The sequence below is a fragment of the Chryseobacterium sp. PvR013 genome (assembly GCF_017833095.1).
GTDB classification, from domain to species: Bacteria; Bacteroidota; Bacteroidia; order Flavobacteriales; family Weeksellaceae; genus Chryseobacterium; species Chryseobacterium culicis_A.
The window spans coordinates 2,863,756-2,883,103 of sequence record NZ_JAFIBT010000001.1; the positions used below are offsets into that span (position 1 = coordinate 2,863,756).

The following is a 19,348-nucleotide window of genomic DNA, read 5'->3' on the forward strand; positions in this document are numbered from 1 at the left end:
ATTTTTCTTAAAGGATTAATTTATCCAGATCAAGTAATAAATAATTGATGTTCTGATTGATGGTACGTGTTGCAGACTGCATCTGATTAAGCATGGCCGCACGGTTATGAAGATCATCTGCCCTGTAAAATCCGCCATCACTGAAAATAACAGATGTATCTGCCGTTTCTTTATTGTCATCAAACTGATAGTGAAGCCATCTCATTTTCATATTCCCGATAATGGAATGTTCTTCTCTGTTCGAAAATTTTTTCTCTGTGTACATATACCAGATGAAAGGAGGAAAATTGGGAGATTCTAACTTTTCTCTCCAGATATCTCTCAAAAGATTTCTCTGATGGATAAACTCCACTTTTTTCCCTTTTGGATTAAGGGTCGCCAGACCAAAACCCGCTCCCAGAACCCCTCCGCCGATGTCAATAGCATTACTCCAGCCCTCATCATGTACAATTCCTCCCGCTATGGAAGCTGCTGCTCCGGCAATAATGGAATAAAGGATCAGTTTATTATTTCTTGACGAATTTAGGTTATCCACATAATTTCCGATCTGTGCTACTCTTTCTCCTTCACAGTCAAATTCTGCGGCCACAGCATCCAATTCCGTAAGAGCAATCGTTATTTTACTGTTTATTTTTGTCTTTAGCTGTAAAACTTTAATCTGGGAAGCAAGGGACGAGTCTTTTTTAAGATCAATAATTTCATGAACCTCATCCAGGTTATCCAGTGCATTTAATATCAGGATACTCTGATCGGAAAAAATCTCTTTTAATTCTTTATTGGCCGCTAAAATGGAATCAGAATTGTGAGAGGGAACTTTATTACTGTAGTTATATTTGAACGGAGCCTTGCAGTAGCTGTCTTTCAACGTAAGAATATTCTGCTGAATAGCCTGATTCTTCCTGGAAACGCAGGAAGTAAGAAGCCCGAAAACAATCAAAAGGTAAAAAAGTTTTTTCATTCAGTCATTTTTTTGTGCAGGATTGATATATTGTATCTCCTTCATTTTCCTCTTCTTCTTTACAATTATCAATACGAATATAACACAAATAAAAAAATTTACCTGAAATCAGGTAAATTTTTAATCTATTTTTAAGAAGGATTATTTAATATCCAGCAATTCAACTTCAAAAATAAGAGTACTGTTGGGTCCGATTTCTTTGCTGATTTCCTGATCTCCATAGGCTAAATGCGGTGGAATAATCAATCTCCACTTACTTCCAACCGGCATTAACTGAAGTGCTTCTGTCCAACCTGAAATTACTCTGTTTAAAGGAAAAGATGCAGGTGTACCTCTTTTTACAGAGCTATCGAACACTTTACCGGAAATGGTAGTTCCGTGATAGTGGCATTTTACAGTAGATTTAGGACCTGGTTTTGCTCCATCACCTTCAGTAATAATTTCATATTGCAAGCCGCTTGGTAACTGCACAACGCTTTCTCTTTTACCATACTCTTCCATATATTCTTTACCATCTTTCAGGTTCTTTTCTGCTAATTCTTTTTTACGTTTAAATAACATATCTGCTACTCCCATATTATAATTTTTTACAAAGATAAGGCTTTTTTAAGCTTGGAAGATGGAAGCTCGAGGATGGAAACTCAAAAAATCAAGTCTTTCAACATCAAACAAGATCTTATTAATTCATTCTTATTAAACACTATTAATCAACAACTTAAATGAATTATCAGTTAAAATTATACAATCATATTGACTTATAATTTTTTATTAACAATCTTCTTTTCCACAAAATTCAAATAATTGTAATACTTGCTTAACACAGATTTCAAAACTTGGCGTTATAATTGAATTTTAAAAACTAAATGCCAAATCCATTAAAATATAATAAGAAGTTTGATGAACTGAATGAGGAGGAAAAAAAACTTCTGGAAATCAATAAAAAAACAATTGCGGATTTTGTTGAACAATCCTCTTCCATCAGTGATGTCAATTATGCGACCAGAAATGCCCATGCTAAAACGTATGCGGTAGCAAAGGGAACATTCTGGATAGAACCCGATATTCCGGAATCGCTGCAATATTTTTTCGATAAGGAAAAGTTTGACCTTACCATACGTTTCTCTAATGCTCAGCTGAAAATCAAAAACTCAAAGAAAGATATTCCGGCTTATGGGTTTGCTGTACAGATCAAGGATGAGAACGGTGGATTGCTTGCCAATTATCCATTGGTCAATTTTCCTTTGTTCCCTATTAATTCTGTTTCTACATTTTTGAAGTTGTTTACAGCAATTAACCAGCTTTATATGAAGCAATGGAGAAAAGTATTCCCTTTGTGTATTCAGATGGTTAAAATGATTCCTTCTTTATTCACTGGGGATATACTCCGCAATATGATAAAACTTATCGGGAAGAGAAATGATTTTATTCTGTCCTTTGATTATTATTCTGTAGGTGCCTACCGTTTGGGAGACCAGATTATCAAAATAAAGCTATGTCCTCAATCTGTGGATAAAAATTTTGGAAGAAAGCAGAAGGTCAAGGATTCTTTAAAAAATTATCTGCAAACGAATGATTTTGCAGCAGATGTTTTGATACAGATTTGCAATGATTTAAAAGACCAACCCATCAACAGGCTGAATGTTGAATGGAAAAACTCTCCATTTATCAAAATCGGCGAAGTCAGAATCAATAAAAATTCATTGTTGGATTCACATAATTGTACGACTGAGCTACTTTCATTCAATCCTTTTGAAAGTAAAATATTCTTCCAGCCTGTAGGAAAAATACAGAAACTCCGCGATGAAGCTTATAAAGTTTCCGTGCAGACGAGGAGGAAGATTAACAAACTGCTGCATGGGAAAAACAGTTAAAGTAATGATGAATTATAAATCATGAGTGATGAATTTACATGCAGATGTAAAGGTTTTGTTCTCAAATAAAAGAGGTTGTCTCAAAAGTCAAATAATTTGGTCTATGTCATTGACTACGTCGAATCTTTGATTTCTGACGAAGGAAGAATGACACTTTTAAGACAGCCTGCTCTATTTTATCTCAACTTTCGGTCTTCTTCTTTGATAGCAAGGTCATTGATGCTTGCATATCTTTTTGCCATCAGACCGTTTTCATCAAACTCCCAGTTTTCATTTCCATATGCCCTGAACCAGCTTCCATCTTTGGTTTGATATTCATACTCAAAACGAACAGCAATACGATTTTCTGTGTGAGCCCAATATTCTTTCTTAAGCTTATAATTAAACTCTCTTTCCCATTTTTTCTGGAGAAATGCTACAATATCTTCTCTTCCATTCACGAAGGTGTCTCTGTTCCTCCATTCACTGTTGATGGTATAGGCTTTGGAAACCTTTTCAGGATCCTGACTGTTCCAGGCATCTTCTGCCAATTGAATTTTTTCCAGTGCCGTTTCAAGGGTGAAAGGCGGAAGCGGATGTTTCTGTTCCATGATTTATTGTATTAAATTGGTGACTATTTTTTTTGATTTTACAATTAATTCATTTGATTTAAAAAGCTGGCTTTCTATTATACTGCTCTCAAAAAGCATATAAATATGATCTGAAAGCTCATCATCATTCAATAATTCTAAAAAGAAATTTCTCAGGTCTGCTTTATGGGATTGAATAACACTTAGGATTTTACTATTATCCATTGGGATTTCTGACAGAATATTCAGGAAGCTGCATCCCCGGAAGCTTTCCTTTTCATTCATATAAACTAAAAAATCGAAAGCTTTGATGGTTTTGGATTTTGCATCTTTTTCTTTTGCTAAAAAAATATTGAGTTCATTGAACCAATAGTCATGTCTCACATTCAGAAATTCCACACATAGGTCTTCTTTGGATTTAAAATACTGATAGAAACTTGCCTTGGCAACTTCTGCTTCGGAAATAATCTGATTGATTCCTGTAGAATTATAGCCTTGTCTTGCAAACAATTGAAATGTGGTTTCTATAATTCTTTCTCTTGGAGATTTCATATTGCTTTTCTTTTCTGGAACAAATGTATGAAAAAAAACAACATACAGACCAGTCTGTCTGTTTTTATTTTTAAAATATTTTTATTGGGAGTAAGATTGGAAAACGCAAAGGCGCTAAATTTTTATAAATATCACATATTAAAGGCGCAAGGATTTCATCTTCGATAAAATTGAATACCGCTAATAATATGGCTTTGAATAATGCAAATAATTAATATAAGTAATTATCCTTGCTGAAAATCTTTGATTTTCTTGCGTCTTAAAAAGCAGCATAATTTTTATCTTCTTTGCGCCTTTGCGTTCTTCTAACAAAAAAATTGCAAAACAAAAAAAGCCTCCGGAATTCAATTCAGGAGGCTTTCTATATATTTTTAAATAGAATTATTTTTCTTCTAATTCTTCTTTCTTCTCTTCTTCTTTTTCAGGGAAGATGATCGATAAGAGAACAGAGATCACTAATACTCCTCCTACAATTCCCAACGAAACCGGAGATGGAATGTGAATCCATGGTGCAATAAGCATTTTAACTCCAATGAAGGAAAGGATAATGGCCAATCCATATGGAAGTTTGCTGAACATGTGGATAAAGTTTGCTAACAGGAAATATAATGATCTTAATCCTAAAATAGCAAAGATATTCGATGTATAAAGGATGAATGGATCATTTGAAATTGCAAAAATAGCCGGAATAGAGTCTACCGCAAAAAGAACGTCAGTAAATTCAATAACACCTACTACCACTAAAAGAGGAGTTGCCATTTTGATTCCGTTCTGAATGGTAAAGAATTTATCTCCATCATAGTTATCGGAAACTTTCCAGAAACTCTTGATCAGTCTTGCTCCTGCTGTGTTGCTATAGTCTTCATCGTCATCATCGCCGCCATCACCCCATGATTTGATTCCCGCATAAACCAGGAACAATCCGAATAATGTCATTACAACGTTGATTTTTACGGCTTCACCGAAGATGTTCATCTCAGGAAGATAAGTCAGATTGATCAATCCAACTCCAGCAAAGATGAAAATAGCTCTGAAGATCAAAGCTCCAATGATTCCCCAGAAAAGAACTTTGTGATGAAGGTATTTCGGAACTTTAAAGAACCCGAAAACAAGGATAAATACAAATAAATTATCCACAGACAAGGCTTTTTCAATCCAATAGGCAGCCTGATACTGTGTGAATTTTTCTATTGCCAAAGCATGGCTTTCCGGGCTTCCATCGGTATTGAATACCCAATATACCACTCCTGAGAAAACCATTGAAAGCGAGATCCACACGATAGACCATATGGTAGCTTCTTTGGAAGATACTTCGTGACTTTTTTTATTAAATACCCCTAAGTCCAGGAGCAGCATGATAACGACTGTTACTGCAAATCCCCACACCAGACCTGGGTGCAGTTCTAAAATACTTTGATGTTCCACTTGAGTTATGTTATTATATGATAAAAGCAATAGATGTACAGAGTACAAATATTGCTATTTTATTTATCTTTTGATTTACAATTGATTATAGATAATTCATCTGCACCGTCTGGATCGTCTGCTCCAGTTTTTTATCTGCTGTAGGATCTCCTATAGCGTTGAATTTCCATTCTCCGTTTCTCTTATAGAAAACACCCATTACCATGGCAACATGCCCGTTGAAAGAAGCATCATTGGCAATATCATATTTTGCAAAAACTTCTCTCACATTGGTAGGCGTTCCTTCATAGATACGGATAGAAGCAAAAGGAATAGTTCCGAAATCCTGACCTCTGTAGCTGTTCAAAACCATTGCCACATGTTCTACATTGGGCTCCAGCTGGCTGAAGTCTACTGTGATTACTTCGTTATCCAATCCGTCATCTCCATCTACGTCACCAGTAAGGTCGTCTCCACTGTGTTTTACAGATCCATTTCTGGATTTAAGATTTCCAAAATAGATTACTTCAGTAACGTTTTTGTTTGAATCATATAAAATACAGCTTCCATCTAAGTCTACTGCTTCTTTTTTAGTTCCAAAAAATCCTTTCTTTTCAATTGCTCCCCAGTTGATTCCTACACAAGCCTGGGAAAGTTCAGCACCATTTTCTTTTTTAAGGTTAATTCTCTGACCTTTTTGTAAGTTGATAGCCATCTTTTTATGTTTAGTTATTATTTACATTTTGCAAAAAAGTGAATCTTCTTTGCTTTTCAAATTTCGTCTTAGTTATTGTTCAAATTCAAATTAAGCATTGCCCGCAGAATATTTGTTTCTTCGTCAAAATCAAATATTTTGCTCATAATATCCATATTTTCCAGGTTTTTGATATAGTCTTTCAAAACCCCTTCCACTTCTGCCGGCAACGTACGTTTTCTTTCGTTCATACTGTGTTCCAGCAGTTCATTTTTACTTTTCAGCTGATCAATAATGGAACTCTGATTCGATTGATTTTCAGAAATATCCAGCTTGTCCAGTTCTTTGTCAAAAAGATACAATTTCTTTTCGTCAACACTGAAAATAAAATGATCATCAGACTGAAAGATTTTGAAAAGTTCATAATCATGGGTTCCAATGAGGTAACCACATACAAAACGGACTTTAAACCCTTGTATATTAAGCCTTCCTAACAGTTTTCTTTCAATAGAGTAATCTTTATACTGATATGCGGGAAATGAATCGGATTTCAACAGTGTTTCATCTGCTTCCGTTCTGTAAAATTCCTGAGCATATTTTTTATGAAAGTATAATACATTATCCCAATTGGCTGTAAAACTATCTTCCGTAAGATCTTTATACAACGTTTTCAGATGTTGGGAAAATACACCGCTGTACATTTTCCTGTCGGTCTGAAAACTGTCTACCTGTCTTTCTTCAAAACCTGAAATATATTTACTGTTGATGTTAATTTCATTGATGACCGCCAGCATATCATTTTCCTTCTGCTTTTTAATTTTAGTCAGAAGTTCTATGAGGCTGTCCGTATACTGCAGGTGGAAAAGTTCCAGTTTATTGTAATCCAAAGCCGTATTTTCCTGGAACAGATTGTGGATAATATCTGTTTTGATATAAATTGATATGATATCAATATGTTCAAAAAAATTAGCGAGAAGCTTAAGCTTTGTTAATCTTCTTTTGCTTTGCGACAATATGGTTGCTGCATCATCCCCCACCTTAGTATTCTATAAATTAACCTCTGACATTCGCTTTAAGTTCATGCTCCAATGTCTGAAGATCCTGATCCAGTTTTCTTCTGTTATCTGCTCCCTGTTTCTGGATTTGTTTCACTTCATTCAGTGTATTGATAAGCATTGACGTTGTTTCTTTCAATGTTTCTACAGATACAATAGTTTGTTCGTTTGCTCTGGCAACATTCACTGAATTCTGGCCAAGACGCTCTGCATTCTTTCTTAAGATTTCTTCTGTAGTAGAAGATACTTTCTGCTGGATCTCAATATTCTGCTGTTGTCTGTACATTGCTACAGCCAGTGAAAGCTGGTTTTTCCAAACAGGAAGTGTAGTGGTAAGAATAGTCTGTGCTTTTTCAGCAATAGAAACGTTGTTATTCTGTACCAGTCTGATCTGTGGAAGCGACTGCATCATGATCACACGCACCACTTTAAGATCGGCCATTCTTCTGTCTAATCTTGCAATGAAATCTCTCTTATCAGCAATCTGATAATCCTGAAAATTCTGAGGATTCGTTTCCATCTGTGCAAGTTCTGCAGCAGCTCTTTCCATTCTTATATTTCCTGCAATCACAAGACCTTCAATCTGCTTAATAGAATTCACATTGCTTTCAAAGATGGTCTGAAGGACAGCATTATCTTTTGTAGAAGTAATGATTCCTGCATTTACTTTATAAGAAATCTGTTCGATATTGTTGATGATCTTATCGTATTTAGCAAACAGGTTTTCTACCTGAGTCATTACCTTTTTCATGAAGGGTAATTTGCTCAGGAAACTTTTTACTTTATTTCCGTTAAGTTCTTCTACATCTACATAGTTAAGCTCCACCAAAAGATCATTGATAAGCCCTCCTACTTCTCCTGAGTTGGATCTTCTTACATTTCCTAAGAAGCTGTCACTCTGATTGGTTAATGTTTTCTGAAGTTCTGCCCCGAAATTCACGATAGAACCTGGATTGGCTTCGTCAATAGAGTTTGCAAGAACTTCATATTTCTCACGTTCTTCTGACTGCAGCTGAGTCAGATTTACATTCCCTTCTCTATCCACAAGCACTGCCGGCGCTGCATTTTGAACAGGCTGAGCCGGTGTTGGCGGAACCATTGGAGTAGGTTCAAAGGTTTTAAGAGGTTCTATTGATCCCAGCGGATCTATGGGTTGATTTTCCTGATTGTCCATGATTACTTCTGATAAATTGATACAAACTTCTCAAGGCCGTCTCTCTGTCCTGCACCTACAGCCTCAAATTTCCATTCTCCGTTTCTGTTGTAGATTCTTCCGAATTCTACAGCCGTTTCGATTGAGAAATCTTCATCTAATTCATACTTTAAGATCTCTTCATTCGTATCTGTATTGAAAATTCTGATGAAAGAATTTCTTACCTGTCCAAAGTTTTGTTTTCTTGAATCTGCTTCGTGAATAGTTACTACTACTGTAATTTCTTTAATCGCATCATCAATTTTTGTAAGATCAATTTTGATCTGCTCATCGTCACCTGCTCCTTCTCCTGTAAGGTTATCTCCTGTATGGATTACAGATTTGTCCGGAGACTCAAGGTTGTTATAGAAAATAAAGTGATTATCTGAAACTAATTTTTTGTCGTCCCCAAGCAAAAATAAAGAGGCATCAAGGTCAAACCCTGTTCCTGTAGAAGTATTATTGATATCCCATCCTAAACCTACAGTGAATTTAGGTGCGTTAATATTTTCTCTTTGTCCTTTTTGTAAGTTAATAGCCATAATATAATTCCGTTTGTGTTAAAGTATTGATGTTATTTTCGTATTCTTTTATTAAATGATAATTGTTACTGATCGCCAGCTCCAAAAGCAGGTCCATCTGTTCTCTTTTTACTTTAGACGTAAGATAATCAAAATTACTTGATTCCAGTCCTAAAATATATTTTACAATCCTTGTATTGAACTGAAAACTTTCTTTATTCATCACTTCTGCAACATGGTTCACATTTTTTACTGCATAGTAATTGAAAAAGTTTTCAATTTTAGGATCAAGGTCAAAATTCATCAGTTCAGCATAATACATGAACATAAAGTCCGCCTCCACATCATATTCATTCAAAATTCTGTTGACCGTATATTCATGACTTCCAGTGATTTTTATATCGTCTATAAAAATACAAAGTTTTCCTCTCAAAAAATCTTTATCGATGTAATAAGTATCATTTGCGATCAGATTTTTACGATCTTCAAAATTAAGATTGCCGTAATCTGTGATATACGTATGATTACGATTGATCTTAGATAAAATACTTGACTTCTTTCCTTTCTGAAACAGATAAAAATCCAGGTGTTTTTTAAAGTAAAAGCATAAAAAGTTGGATGCCGTAGGAATAGCCATATAAGGGCTTGGCAGCACAACAATCTCTTTATCGGTATTTAAAAGTTCCTCATTTTCAGAAATAAATCCATCGAATAATTCTTTGGCAAATTTTTCAGCATACGACTTATCGCCATATTTGAAATAGCTGTATTCCGCAGGGGAGAAAGTGAACTCATCCGCCGAATGAATGTGGTGTAAGCTGTATCTTTTATTCATGTTTATTTTTAGTGTTTAAGTAAATGTGCACTGAAACCGAAGTCTTTTGCTCCCTGATAGTCTGCCACCGGATTGTCTCCGATATGCAGGATCTGATGCAGCGGCAAATCCTGATCTTTAAGCTTATTCTTCACTTCCTGGAAAATAAGCGGATTCGGTTTGGAACAGTTGATTTCATCAGAATAGATATGAAAATCTATGTACTGATCCAGATTTTCATGGATCAGAAATTTCCTCATTGTTTTTCCTTTGATAAAGCCTGTATTACTCAGAATATTAATTGTCTTTCCTTGATTTTTGATATCCTCAAAAAAATCGTGGATATTTTCAAAAATTACAACCGGCTTATATTCCAGAAATAAATCTTCGCTTTTACTGTAAAACGCATTAAGTTTTTCCTTATTCAATCGTTTTACATCTACATCCAGAGCACCAAGAATCATCAGATAGATTTCAAAAGTATCTATATTCCCTCCAGTAACTTCATTGATGGTATTACAAAGATCATCATAATATTTTACGGTTTTCGCAACTTCCTCTATCGGTTTTTCTACGTTGAAAAATGAGGAGAACAGCTCAACTCTTTTTGCCTTAAATTCAGGATGAGATTTGATTAAAGTGAGCCACAGGTCAAAGGAAAAATGACAGTGGTTGTGGATGTCGATATCTGTTTTCAATAGGTTTTAAGTTAAAAGTTTTTATTTAGCTTCTTGAAAAAGATTTAAAATTTTTTAATAATCAAAAAGTGTTTACAATACTATTCTTCCCAAAGATAAAATATTTATCATAAAAGCATTACGTTACATATCTGTTTTAAGATATTTTTATGAAATCCCATGATTTTGACAGGTTCACAGAAGTTGATTGACGAAGTGTTTACTATCAATCCACAAAAAATATTTTTAAAAATTCTTTGAAAATCAAAAAAAAATTATAATTTCGCAACCGATTAACAATCAACAATGTCAACAAAAATGATAAATATTATAAACTTAAGTAATCCTGTCAGAGCTGTGTTCTTTGGCAGCACTGAATATTTATCTGAATAGTTCTATAGATCTTTTATACCCAAAAATATATTGAAGACCTGTCTATTCGGATAGGTCTTTTTTGCTGCCCTATTTTCAGACTTTAACAATTCAAAGAACTTCTGTTTTTTGTTAAGATCTCTGAAAATTTCCCTTTGATACAAAATACAAAAATGTTTTGCCGGCTTCATAAGTCCGGAGTGTATTTTGTGCTCATTTTTTTCAGAATCTTTTCTCAACACAGATCTAAAAATCAACAATTTAAATCAAACAAAATGAAATACAACACACGAAATATAGGGATCATAGCACATGTAGATGCAGGAAAAACAACTTTATCGGAACGAATTCTTTATTACACAGGACTCATTCATAAAATTGGTAATGTAGATGATGGAAATACCACCATGGATAAGGATATTCAGGAAAGAAGCAGAGGGATTACAATTTCTTCTGCTGCCATTTCTACTCAATGGAAAAAAGATAATAATGTGTATAATATCAACATTATTGATACTCCTGGACACATTGATTTTGCCGTGGAAGTGGAACGTTCTCTAAGAGTTCTGGATAGCGTTGTTGCTGTTTTCTGTGCTTCTTCAGGAGTACAGCCACAGACTGAGAATGTTTGGTTCCAGGCTGAAAAACACGGAACATCCAAAATTTGCTTCATCAATAAAATGGACAGAATTGGAGCCGATTTCTTCGCTGTTCTTCATGAGATAAGAACTAAACTGAATGCCGTTCCTCTTGCTCTTCAGATTCCGATTGGAGCTGAAGTACATTTTGAAGGGGTCATTGATTTGGTCAAAATGAAAGCATTAAACTGGACAGATGAAAACGGAGAAACCATCGTGGAAAAAGAAATCCCAGATCATTCTATTGCTGAAGCAGAGGAATACAGAACGATATTACTGGAAACTTTGGCAGAATATGATGAGACTTTTTTCGAGATCTTTATGGATGATGAACAAAGTATCACCGTTGAAATGATCTCAGGAGCTATACAAAGAGTCTGCAGATCCGGATCAGCTGTACCTGTTCTCTGTGGTTCTGCCTTTAAAAACAAAGGGATTCAGCCTCTTCTTGATGCTGTCGTAACTTATCTTCCGGCTCCTGATCAGCTTGCTGCCCTACAGGGAACGGATCCTTATACGGAAGAAACGGTAACATTGGAAAGAAATGAAGCTGCTGCTTTTTCAGGACTTGTTTTTAAAGTCGTGATCGATAAACATATGGGAAGACTGGCTATGCTTCGTGTATATTCCGGAGCGATACAATCCGGAGATACCTTACTGAATGTAAGAACGGGTGAAAGTTTCAGGATTTCCAGAATTTTACAAATGCAGTCCGATAAAACATTATCCATGGAAGAAGCTAAAGCAGGAGATATTGTTGCTTTAACAGGAATAAAGGATGCCAAAACCGGAGATTCTTTATCTTCTTCGGACCAACCGATATTACTGGAAGCGATTACGATTCCAACTCCCGTTATTAGAGTCGCTATTGAACCGAAAACCAATGGTGATGAGAAATCTTTCGGTTTGGTGCTGGCAAAAATTCAGGAAGAAGATCCTTCTTTGGTGGTTGAAAGAGATCCGCAGACCGGAGAAACTTTATTAAGTGGATTGGGAGAACTTCATCTTGAGGTTACTTTGGAGAAAATCCGTCTGAACCATGGTATTGAAATTAATCAGGGAAAACCAAAAGTTTCTTACCGTGAGGTCTTAACGGAAACCAGAATTTACAGGGAAAAGCTTTCCAAACAAAACGGAGGAAGCGGTCAGTTTGCTGATATCACTTTTGAAATAGGACCAAGGGATGATCATGAATATGGATTGGAATTCATCAACATGATCAAAGGAGGAGTTATCCCTACTGAATTTATTCCTTCTGTTGAAAAAGGATTCAGAGAAGCCATGGAACACGGGCCATTGAAGGGATATCCTCTTGAAAATATGAAGATCACTCTTCTGGACGGTTCTTTCCACGCTCAGGATTCTGCAGCATTTGATTTTGAAATTGCAGCGAGAGAAGGTTTCAAAGCAGCTGCAAAAGGATGCAGTCCTAAATTTTTGGAACCTATCATGCAGGTTGAGATCCAAAGTATTGAGGAATATACGGGAGCTGTCACAGCGGATATCAACAGAAGAAGAGGAATAATTACTTCTATTGATGAAAAATCAGGAAGAAAGATTTTTGCAGCGGAAGTTCCGTTAGCTTCAACTTTCGGATATATTTCTGATCTGAGAACGCTGACAAGCGGAAGAGCTTCCATCAGCATGAAATTGTCGCGCTATGCTTTAGTGCCTGATTTTATTGCGAATACATTAATCACCTAAACAAGCAAGGACTGTAGATTTTTTCTTACAGTCCTTGTTTGGTTTATTGGGTAATTTTGTTGTGAAAAGTCAATCGTCAATTCGCTGCGCTTGTCAATTTCTAAATACTACAACAATTCGCTATTCACTTGCGAAGCAAAATTCACTATTGACTGTGACAGGTGAATGGTCAATTGTCAATCCGCTGACGCTTGTCAATTTCTATACACTACAAAAATTCACTATTCACTTGCGAAGCAAAATTCACTATTGACTGTGACATGTGAATGGGCAATCGTCAATCCGCTGACGCTTGTCAATTTCTAAATACTACAACAATTCGCTATTCACTTGCGAAGCAAAATTCACTATTGACCGTGACATATGAATGATCAATCGTCAATCCGCTGACGCTTGTCAATATCTATACACTACAATAATTCACTATTCACTTGCGAAGCAAAATTCACATATTGACTTCTCCCCTACTTTTCCGGCATCACTTTATAGGTTGGATCTTCCTGAATGTTCACTTCTACTACAGCTTCTGCATTTTTAAGGATCTTCCGGCAGTCTTCACTGAGATGCCGCAGATGTACTGTTTTATTTTCCTGTTTATAGCGTTTGGATAGCTTGTCCAGAGCATCTATTGCACTCATATCTACAATACGGCTTTGTTTAAAATCAACAACCACCTGCTCCGGATCGTTCACCGGATCAAATTTATCTGTAAATGCTGTCACAGAACCAAAAAATAGAGGTCCGTATATTTCGTAATACTTTATTCCATTTTCATCCACATATTTTCTCGCCCTAATTCTTTTAGCATTATCCCAGGCAAAAACCAATGCTGAAATGATAACTCCTACTAAAACCGCTAAAGCCAGGTTATGCAGAATCACCGTAATCAATGCTACGGTAACTCCTACAAAAATATCAGACTTCGGCATTTTATTCACAATCCTGATGGATACCCACTGGAAAGTACTGATTGCTACCATCATCATAACTCCTACCAGAGCAGCCATGGGAATTTTTTCAATGACAGGTGCTCCACAAAGAATGATTATTAAAATAAGAAGCGATGCTATTATTCCTGACAATCTCGCTCTGGAACCTGCATTAAGATTCACCAAAGTCTGTGCTACCATCGCACATCCACCCATTCCGCCAAAGAAACCATTGGTAATATTAGCCAATCCCTGAGCTACAGATTCTTTATTGGCGCTTCCTTTGGTATTGGTAATTTCATCCACCATGGATAATGTCAGAAGAGATTCAATAAGTCCTACTCCGGCCATAATCAAGGCATAGGGAAAAATAATCTGTAAAGTTTCCAGGGAGAAAGGAATCTGGGGAATGTGAAAACTGGGAAGATTTCCACTGATATGGGCAATGTCTGCTACTGTTTTTGTTGGAATATTAAATCCAAGAACTACAGCAAATATGATGATAATAGCCACCAGAGAGGCAGGAACTGCTTTCGTTATTTTTGGAAAAAAGTAGACCACGGCAATCGTGAGAGCAGTTAAACCCGCCATGATGTACAAAGGCATTCCCTGCAGCCAGCTTACCGCTCCACTGCTGTCAGTAATTTTGAACTGTTCTACCTGAGCCATGAAAATAATAATGGCCAATCCGTTCAGGAATCCATACATAACAGGCTGCGGAATCAGTCTAACAAATTTCCCGAGTTTAAAGATTCCTACCATCATCTGAAGGATTCCGGCAAGGACTACAGTGGCAAAAAGATATTCTACTCCATGAGATTGTATCAGGGCGATTAATACAACGATCGTTGCTCCTGCTCCTCCGGAAACCATTCCCGGACGTCCTCCCAGAACCGCAGTTACAAGTCCCATCATGAAGGCCGCATACAACCCCGTAAGTGGAGACAAACCAGCAAGAATCGCAAATGACAGAGATTCCGGAATCATCGTCATAGCCACAGTAAAGCCAGCCAGCAGTTCATTTTTATAATTGATTTTTTTTGAAAAATCGAATAAGCTTATAGTATTTTTCATTGATAGGCAAAGGTATGGACTGTCCCGATGGTATACAATTTTTTCTTTTTATGATTTTTTCACTGCCCTATCTATCATCTTGAATAATTCACACATTGGTTCTTATAATATGTTAATTTTAATTAAAATAAATATATAAAGTATGATTTTTACATTTTCAACTATTTTTACGTCTTATTTTTGTTTACATTTGAAAGCGAATAAGCAATTATTTGGTACTAATTAAAAATTCATTGTGTAAAAAGCTGTATATCAATTTATCTATAGCTTTTACTCATAGAATTATGTAAAACCTTAATAGGTTATATATTATTTCACACAAATGGCAGGAAAAGAAGTTTGGAAGAGAAGAAGAAGAAACCCATTGAAAATAAAGAATATATCCAAGTAGATTAAGGTGATCCCTACCCGCCTGTTTTTTAAGATGTTTGAAGCCTATTTTAGTATTCTTAAATCATACGTTCTATCTTTTATCAATTTCAATTTCTTGTGAATTGTTTCCTGTTATTCAAAATAATATATCGCCTGTTTTCGTTTTTTTATATATAAGTTTAAACAAAAGAACAATATTCAGTAAAAATGTTATATAAAGAAATCCATATTGGGAAATTTATTAAGGAGAGGGTTGATGAAAATGAAATAACAGCAGAGAGGATATGCAAATTTTTGAGTAAAGATGAAGAGGCTGTCGAAATGATGTATGACAGCAGATCAATGGATACAGATCTTCTTTTAAGATGGAGCAAATTATTGGAATACGATTTTTTCAGACTCTACAGCTCACATTTGATTTTATATGCTCCACCGTCTGCCATCAACAAGAACCAACAGAAATCTGAAAAAACGCCTTACTTCAGAAAAAACATTTACACCCAGGAAATCAAAGACTTTATCATGAAAAGGATTCTTTCCGGTGAGATGACCCAAAGCGAAGTCATTAAAGAATATTCCATTCCGAAAAGCACCCTCCACAGATGGCTTCAGAAGGGTGACAATGCAAACGGATAAACAGATAAGACATGCGCCCGAATTACAAGAAAATATATATGGATATGCTCAGAATGGAATATCCTGAAAAGCTAAAGGATCCAAAGGTCAAAGAGCTTCTTGAAAAGCTTCATACCAGTGAGGATGTACTTAAGTTCAACGAGAAACTGTTCAAACAGTCAAGAGAAAACCAAAAGCTCAAAACGTATGACCGGCAGACGATGCTAAAATTGCTGCAGTATCAGAAAAAACACGGTCATTCCACAAGCTATATGTCCAGAAAATATAAAATAAGCAGGACTACGCTTTCGAAATGGAAAGGGATGTTTGAAGAAGAGCTTGAAGATACAATGAAAAATGCCGGTAAGTAATCTACCGGCATTTTTTAAAGGTAATAATAAGGAAAAAACCGGGCTGTACGTATGCCGGAGTCGAACCGGATAACCTTGCCGGAGTGACCGGCTTCGCTATTCCTCCCATGATTGTGTTACGATGAATTTTTTCCTAACGACACTTTACAATAGTTATAAAGAAGCTGGAAGTGGAAAGAAGAAAGATCGTAAAGTCTGAAAATTACTCTGACTTTATAGAAAATTATGATACAAAGAAATCTTTCAACGTCCCACTTCCGGCTCCTTATATTATGAAAACAAGGCAATACGCGAATAATGTAGTCGTGCTCTAACCAACTGAGCTACTCTTCCTATTATAGACTGTGTTTTTTGTTGTGGAAGAGACGGGACTCGAACCCGTGACCCCGTCGTGATGAGCGAAGTAACATTTTTCTACGGCACTTGTTTATTTTTAAAATAAAAAGAGGCAAGATTCGAAAAGACTTGTACAAGATCACTTTCATGACCTTCTGGAGTCGAACCAAATTAAACCGAAGTAGGCCTTTTCTAAGGCACTCTTTTATATCAATCAAGGTAATTTTTTTCAGAATCTTCCGTGCATTTGCTCTACCTGCTGAGCTACCTCTCCTTTTCGGGGGAAAAGGCAGGATTCGAACCTGCGACCCAATGTTTACTCAATCTCGAAGTATGATTCTAAGACGACACCTGATTATTTTGTTTTTCATTTATTAGTTTTTAGTAAGCCTTCCTTGCGACCCTCTTTTATATGATCAGGATAAAAGTGGCGGAACCTTTTCCTTTCCCTCTGCTCTATCATTTGAGCTACATTCCGTTTACAACAGGAATGGCAGGAATTGAACCTGCATCTGAAGGATTAACTCGAAGTATGATTCCAAAACGACACCTGATTTTAATTTTTCCATTGAGTTCTTCTATACTTCTTCCAGTTTCTCTGGAATTTTGTGTACTTTGCATTCACCACTTCATAACCGTGTGGAAAACAGTACGAACAACCCATTTCATTCCCGTACAAGATTCTTGAAATCTGTACCCCGGAAATTTTCTTCGGAAAGTCAGTCAATCCATATTCATTGAATCCGAATTTCTTTCTTACTTTTTTAATTTTTTTCATAAGTATTGAGTATTAACCTCAATACAGTGTTCCTTTTAGATTTGGTTTATGATGAATCATAATTATTCGTTTTATCTTTTGCAAATTTATATCGCTAGTGCGCATTCTTTTTACGCACTTATTTTTTTATTAAAAAACCAAGCAAATTAATAATAAGAGTAAATGATATTCAATTGGAAGTTGACGATGAAACTCTTATCGACGGCATTGGTTAGCTAGCGGGCAATCATGTGAAAGGCTCTGTCTGTTTTTGGAATCGAAGTAGGTCTTTCTAACGGCACCGATAGTATTAACACTGCAAAACTATATTACATGTACGCAATCTTTTTACGTAGTTTATTTTTTTATTGAAAGAATAATGATTTTATCAATTCAAACAGTTTATATATTCCGAGAATAGGAATCAAAATAATTGATCCAATGAATAAAAAAGTTCCAAGTGTACTTAGAAAACCTGTTTGACTTTCTGGATATTTTCCCTTTTCTCTTATTTTAGCTTTAAAAACAGGAATATGCTTTGTGGCTTTGAAACTATCTTGCTCAAGTTCAGCTATTACTTTCATGGCATACTCATCAAGACATTCTTTGTCTCCTCTGAAAACAATATCTTTTAGAATTGCGCTTCCTGAATTACTCAATGATTTTCTGTAAATCTCCACAGCATTTTTCATTTCATTATTCTCTGGAGTACATAGAATCCAAAATTTACCTGCTTCATCCAGAAATCCTGCATCAAAATAAATCTGTCCTAATTTTTTTCTCAGGGAAATATCATTGGGAAACTGATTGATCATATTTCTTAGCCTGTCACATGCTTTTTTCTTTCTGCCTGCTTTAAGGTCCTGTTCAATTCTATACATTAAATTACCCATCATATTTATTTTAAATTAAGCCAAGTGACCATTTGTAGGAGTTTTTTTGATTTTGTTCGTTTTGCCTTGAAGCAAAAGAACCAAAAGTTCAAGACTTGGAAACTCCGGCTAAAAATAATCTACGCTCTCTAAAAATTCTAAAACTTGCGCGAATGTAATATGAGTTCTTCGTTTCAATTTCTGTGTCGCGCTTCAAACAGTAGAATTTTCTTAACGTTCGCATAGTTTATTTTTTTAACGCCTCCGTTTCCTATGTCAGTTTCTGATCCCAGCTAAAAGTTCTGAAATTTTTTCGGCTTCTTTAATTTCCATTTTTTTGAGTATTTCTAAGATTCTGTTTTTAAAATTGATTTGTTGTTGTATTACTTTTTCAAATTCTGTCTTTAGCTGATATTCATCTACTTCAAAAATGGCTTTTATGTCTTTAAAATCTTGTAGATTTTCATCTGAATAATCAGAAAACTTAATTTTGCCATTCTCTTTTTTATAGAAAATCCAGGGATGCCCGATCCATAAATCTGACCAATCTGAAGATTCTTTTTGAAAGATTCTTTGCCATTCATCACTATTTCCGATATCACTGCAACAATTTGGAGCAATTTTAATTTCATCATCCATCATTAAAACAATTCCGCCATCAAGAGCCAGTATATGATCCAATACTTCAGGATCATCAAAATCTATATCTTTAAGCCTTGCTTGAACAATGAGTTCCAGATTGTCATCATCAATATCTTCAATATCAACCAGATAAGATCCTTTTTGAATGGTCTTAAAATTGAAATTCAATCGAGAAGCAACTTCTTCCCATTTTGTATACCACTCTTCAGGATCCGGATAATCAGAAATTTCCGGCAGTTCGAATTCTTCTTTAGCATATCTCAGTGGACTAATTTCAATGGTATTAATAAGTTTCATAGCGTATCGTTTTTTTTTAGCCCCGATTGCAACGGCATCCTTTTTCTTAATGGCTTGCAAAA

General features: G+C 35.6%; 19 protein-coding genes. 4 read left to right on the top strand and 15 right to left on the bottom strand.

The features are described 5' to 3' along the window. Positions 1-7: 7 nt before the first annotated feature. Both JOE44_RS12920 and JOE44_RS12925 read right to left on the bottom strand, forming a co-directional pair. Entirely contained in the window at positions 8-958 is a 951-nt protein-coding gene (locus tag JOE44_RS12920; protein WP_209785903.1) for a hypothetical protein, read from the bottom strand. Positions 959-1,099: 141 nt separating this feature from the next. Beyond that, positions 1,100-1,534: an FKBP-type peptidyl-prolyl cis-trans isomerase gene (locus JOE44_RS12925; RefSeq protein WP_105684271.1), complete on the bottom strand. Its 435-nt coding sequence runs from the start codon at positions 1,532-1,534 to the stop codon at positions 1,100-1,102. 287 nt (positions 1,535-1,821) lie between these two features. Between JOE44_RS12925 and JOE44_RS12930 the strand changes: the two genes are divergently transcribed. Further along, positions 1,822-2,829 carry a catalase gene (locus JOE44_RS12930; RefSeq protein WP_209785904.1) on the top strand — a complete coding sequence of 336 codons (1,008 nt, stop codon included), beginning with the start codon at positions 1,822-1,824 and terminating at the stop codon, positions 2,827-2,829. A 176-nt stretch (positions 2,830-3,005) separates the two neighbouring features. On the opposite strand, the gene JOE44_RS12935 is transcribed toward JOE44_RS12930, so the two are convergent. From JOE44_RS12935 to JOE44_RS12975, 9 genes are all read right to left on the bottom strand, one after another. After that, complete coding sequence (locus JOE44_RS12935) at positions 3,006-3,419, bottom strand: nuclear transport factor 2 family protein (RefSeq protein ID WP_209785905.1); 414 nt, start codon at positions 3,417-3,419, stop codon at positions 3,006-3,008. A gap of 3 nt (positions 3,420-3,422) precedes the next feature. Continuing rightward, entirely contained in the window at positions 3,423-3,950 is a 528-nt protein-coding gene (locus JOE44_RS12940; RefSeq protein ID WP_209785906.1) for a TetR/AcrR family transcriptional regulator, read from the bottom strand. A 381-nt stretch (positions 3,951-4,331) separates the two neighbouring features. Then, positions 4,332-5,375, bottom strand: coding sequence for a TerC/Alx family metal homeostasis membrane protein (locus JOE44_RS12945; RefSeq protein WP_209785907.1), 1,044 nt, complete (start codon positions 5,373-5,375; stop codon positions 4,332-4,334). Between the two features lie 85 nt (positions 5,376-5,460). Then, entirely contained in the window at positions 5,461-6,069 is a 609-nt protein-coding gene (locus tag JOE44_RS12950; protein WP_209785908.1) for a TerD family protein, read from the bottom strand. 68 nt (positions 6,070-6,137) lie between these two features. Next, the gene (locus tag JOE44_RS12955) at positions 6,138-7,085 is read right to left on the bottom strand and encodes a hypothetical protein (protein ID WP_209785909.1); all 948 of its coding nucleotides are present in this window, start codon (positions 7,083-7,085) and stop codon (positions 6,138-6,140) included. Positions 7,086-7,101: 16 nt separating this feature from the next. Next, positions 7,102-8,277 (bottom strand): toxic anion resistance protein, encoded by a 1,176-nt coding sequence (locus tag JOE44_RS12960; protein WP_209785910.1) that lies wholly within the window; start codon positions 8,275-8,277, stop codon positions 7,102-7,104. Between the two features lie 2 nt (positions 8,278-8,279). Then, complete coding sequence (locus JOE44_RS12965) at positions 8,280-8,837, bottom strand: TerD family protein (protein WP_047377805.1); 558 nt, start codon at positions 8,835-8,837, stop codon at positions 8,280-8,282. Continuing rightward, positions 8,827-9,651, bottom strand: coding sequence for a phosphoribosyltransferase family protein (locus JOE44_RS12970; RefSeq protein ID WP_209785911.1), 825 nt, complete (start codon positions 9,649-9,651; stop codon positions 8,827-8,829). The genes JOE44_RS12965 and JOE44_RS12970 overlap by 11 nt, the downstream gene beginning before the upstream one ends. An 8-nt stretch (positions 9,652-9,659) precedes the next feature. Continuing rightward, on the bottom strand, positions 9,660-10,328 hold the full coding sequence (locus JOE44_RS12975) for an HAD-IA family hydrolase (RefSeq protein ID WP_209785912.1): 669 nt from the start codon (positions 10,326-10,328) through the stop codon (positions 9,660-9,662). A 626-nt stretch (positions 10,329-10,954) separates the two neighbouring features. On the opposite strand from JOE44_RS12975, the gene fusA reads away from it, so the two are divergent. Next, positions 10,955-13,021, top strand: coding sequence for an elongation factor G (gene fusA, locus JOE44_RS12980; protein WP_245169782.1), 2,067 nt, complete (start codon positions 10,955-10,957; stop codon positions 13,019-13,021). Between the two features lie 464 nt (positions 13,022-13,485). On the opposite strand, the gene JOE44_RS12985 is transcribed toward fusA, so the two are convergent. After that, positions 13,486-15,024 (bottom strand): SulP family inorganic anion transporter, encoded by a 1,539-nt coding sequence (locus tag JOE44_RS12985; RefSeq protein WP_209785913.1) that lies wholly within the window; start codon positions 15,022-15,024, stop codon positions 13,486-13,488. 579 nt (positions 15,025-15,603) lie between these two features. Between JOE44_RS12985 and JOE44_RS12990 the strand changes: the two genes are divergently transcribed. Both JOE44_RS12990 and JOE44_RS12995 read left to right on the top strand, forming a co-directional pair. Further along, entirely contained in the window at positions 15,604-16,032 is a 429-nt protein-coding gene (locus JOE44_RS12990) for a transposase (RefSeq protein WP_105684282.1), read from the top strand. A gap of 11 nt (positions 16,033-16,043) precedes the next feature. After that, positions 16,044-16,382: a hypothetical protein gene (locus JOE44_RS12995; protein WP_105684283.1), complete on the top strand. Its 339-nt coding sequence runs from the start codon at positions 16,044-16,046 to the stop codon at positions 16,380-16,382. Between the two features lie 892 nt (positions 16,383-17,274). Here JOE44_RS12995 and JOE44_RS13000 read toward each other — a convergent pair. The 3 genes from JOE44_RS13000 to JOE44_RS13010 all read right to left on the bottom strand — a co-directional run bounded on the left by JOE44_RS13000 (position 17,275) and on the right by JOE44_RS13010 (position 19,286). Continuing rightward, on the bottom strand, positions 17,275-17,496 hold the full coding sequence (locus JOE44_RS13000) for a phosphate ABC transporter substrate-binding protein (RefSeq protein ID WP_209785914.1): 222 nt from the start codon (positions 17,494-17,496) through the stop codon (positions 17,275-17,277). 344 nt (positions 17,497-17,840) lie between these two features. Beyond that, positions 17,841-18,371, bottom strand: coding sequence for a DUF6584 family protein (locus JOE44_RS13005; protein WP_209785915.1), 531 nt, complete (start codon positions 18,369-18,371; stop codon positions 17,841-17,843). A 252-nt stretch (positions 18,372-18,623) separates the two neighbouring features. Then, on the bottom strand, positions 18,624-19,286 hold the full coding sequence (locus JOE44_RS13010; protein WP_209785916.1) for a hypothetical protein: 663 nt from the start codon (positions 19,284-19,286) through the stop codon (positions 18,624-18,626). Positions 19,287-19,348: the final 62 nt, after the last annotated feature.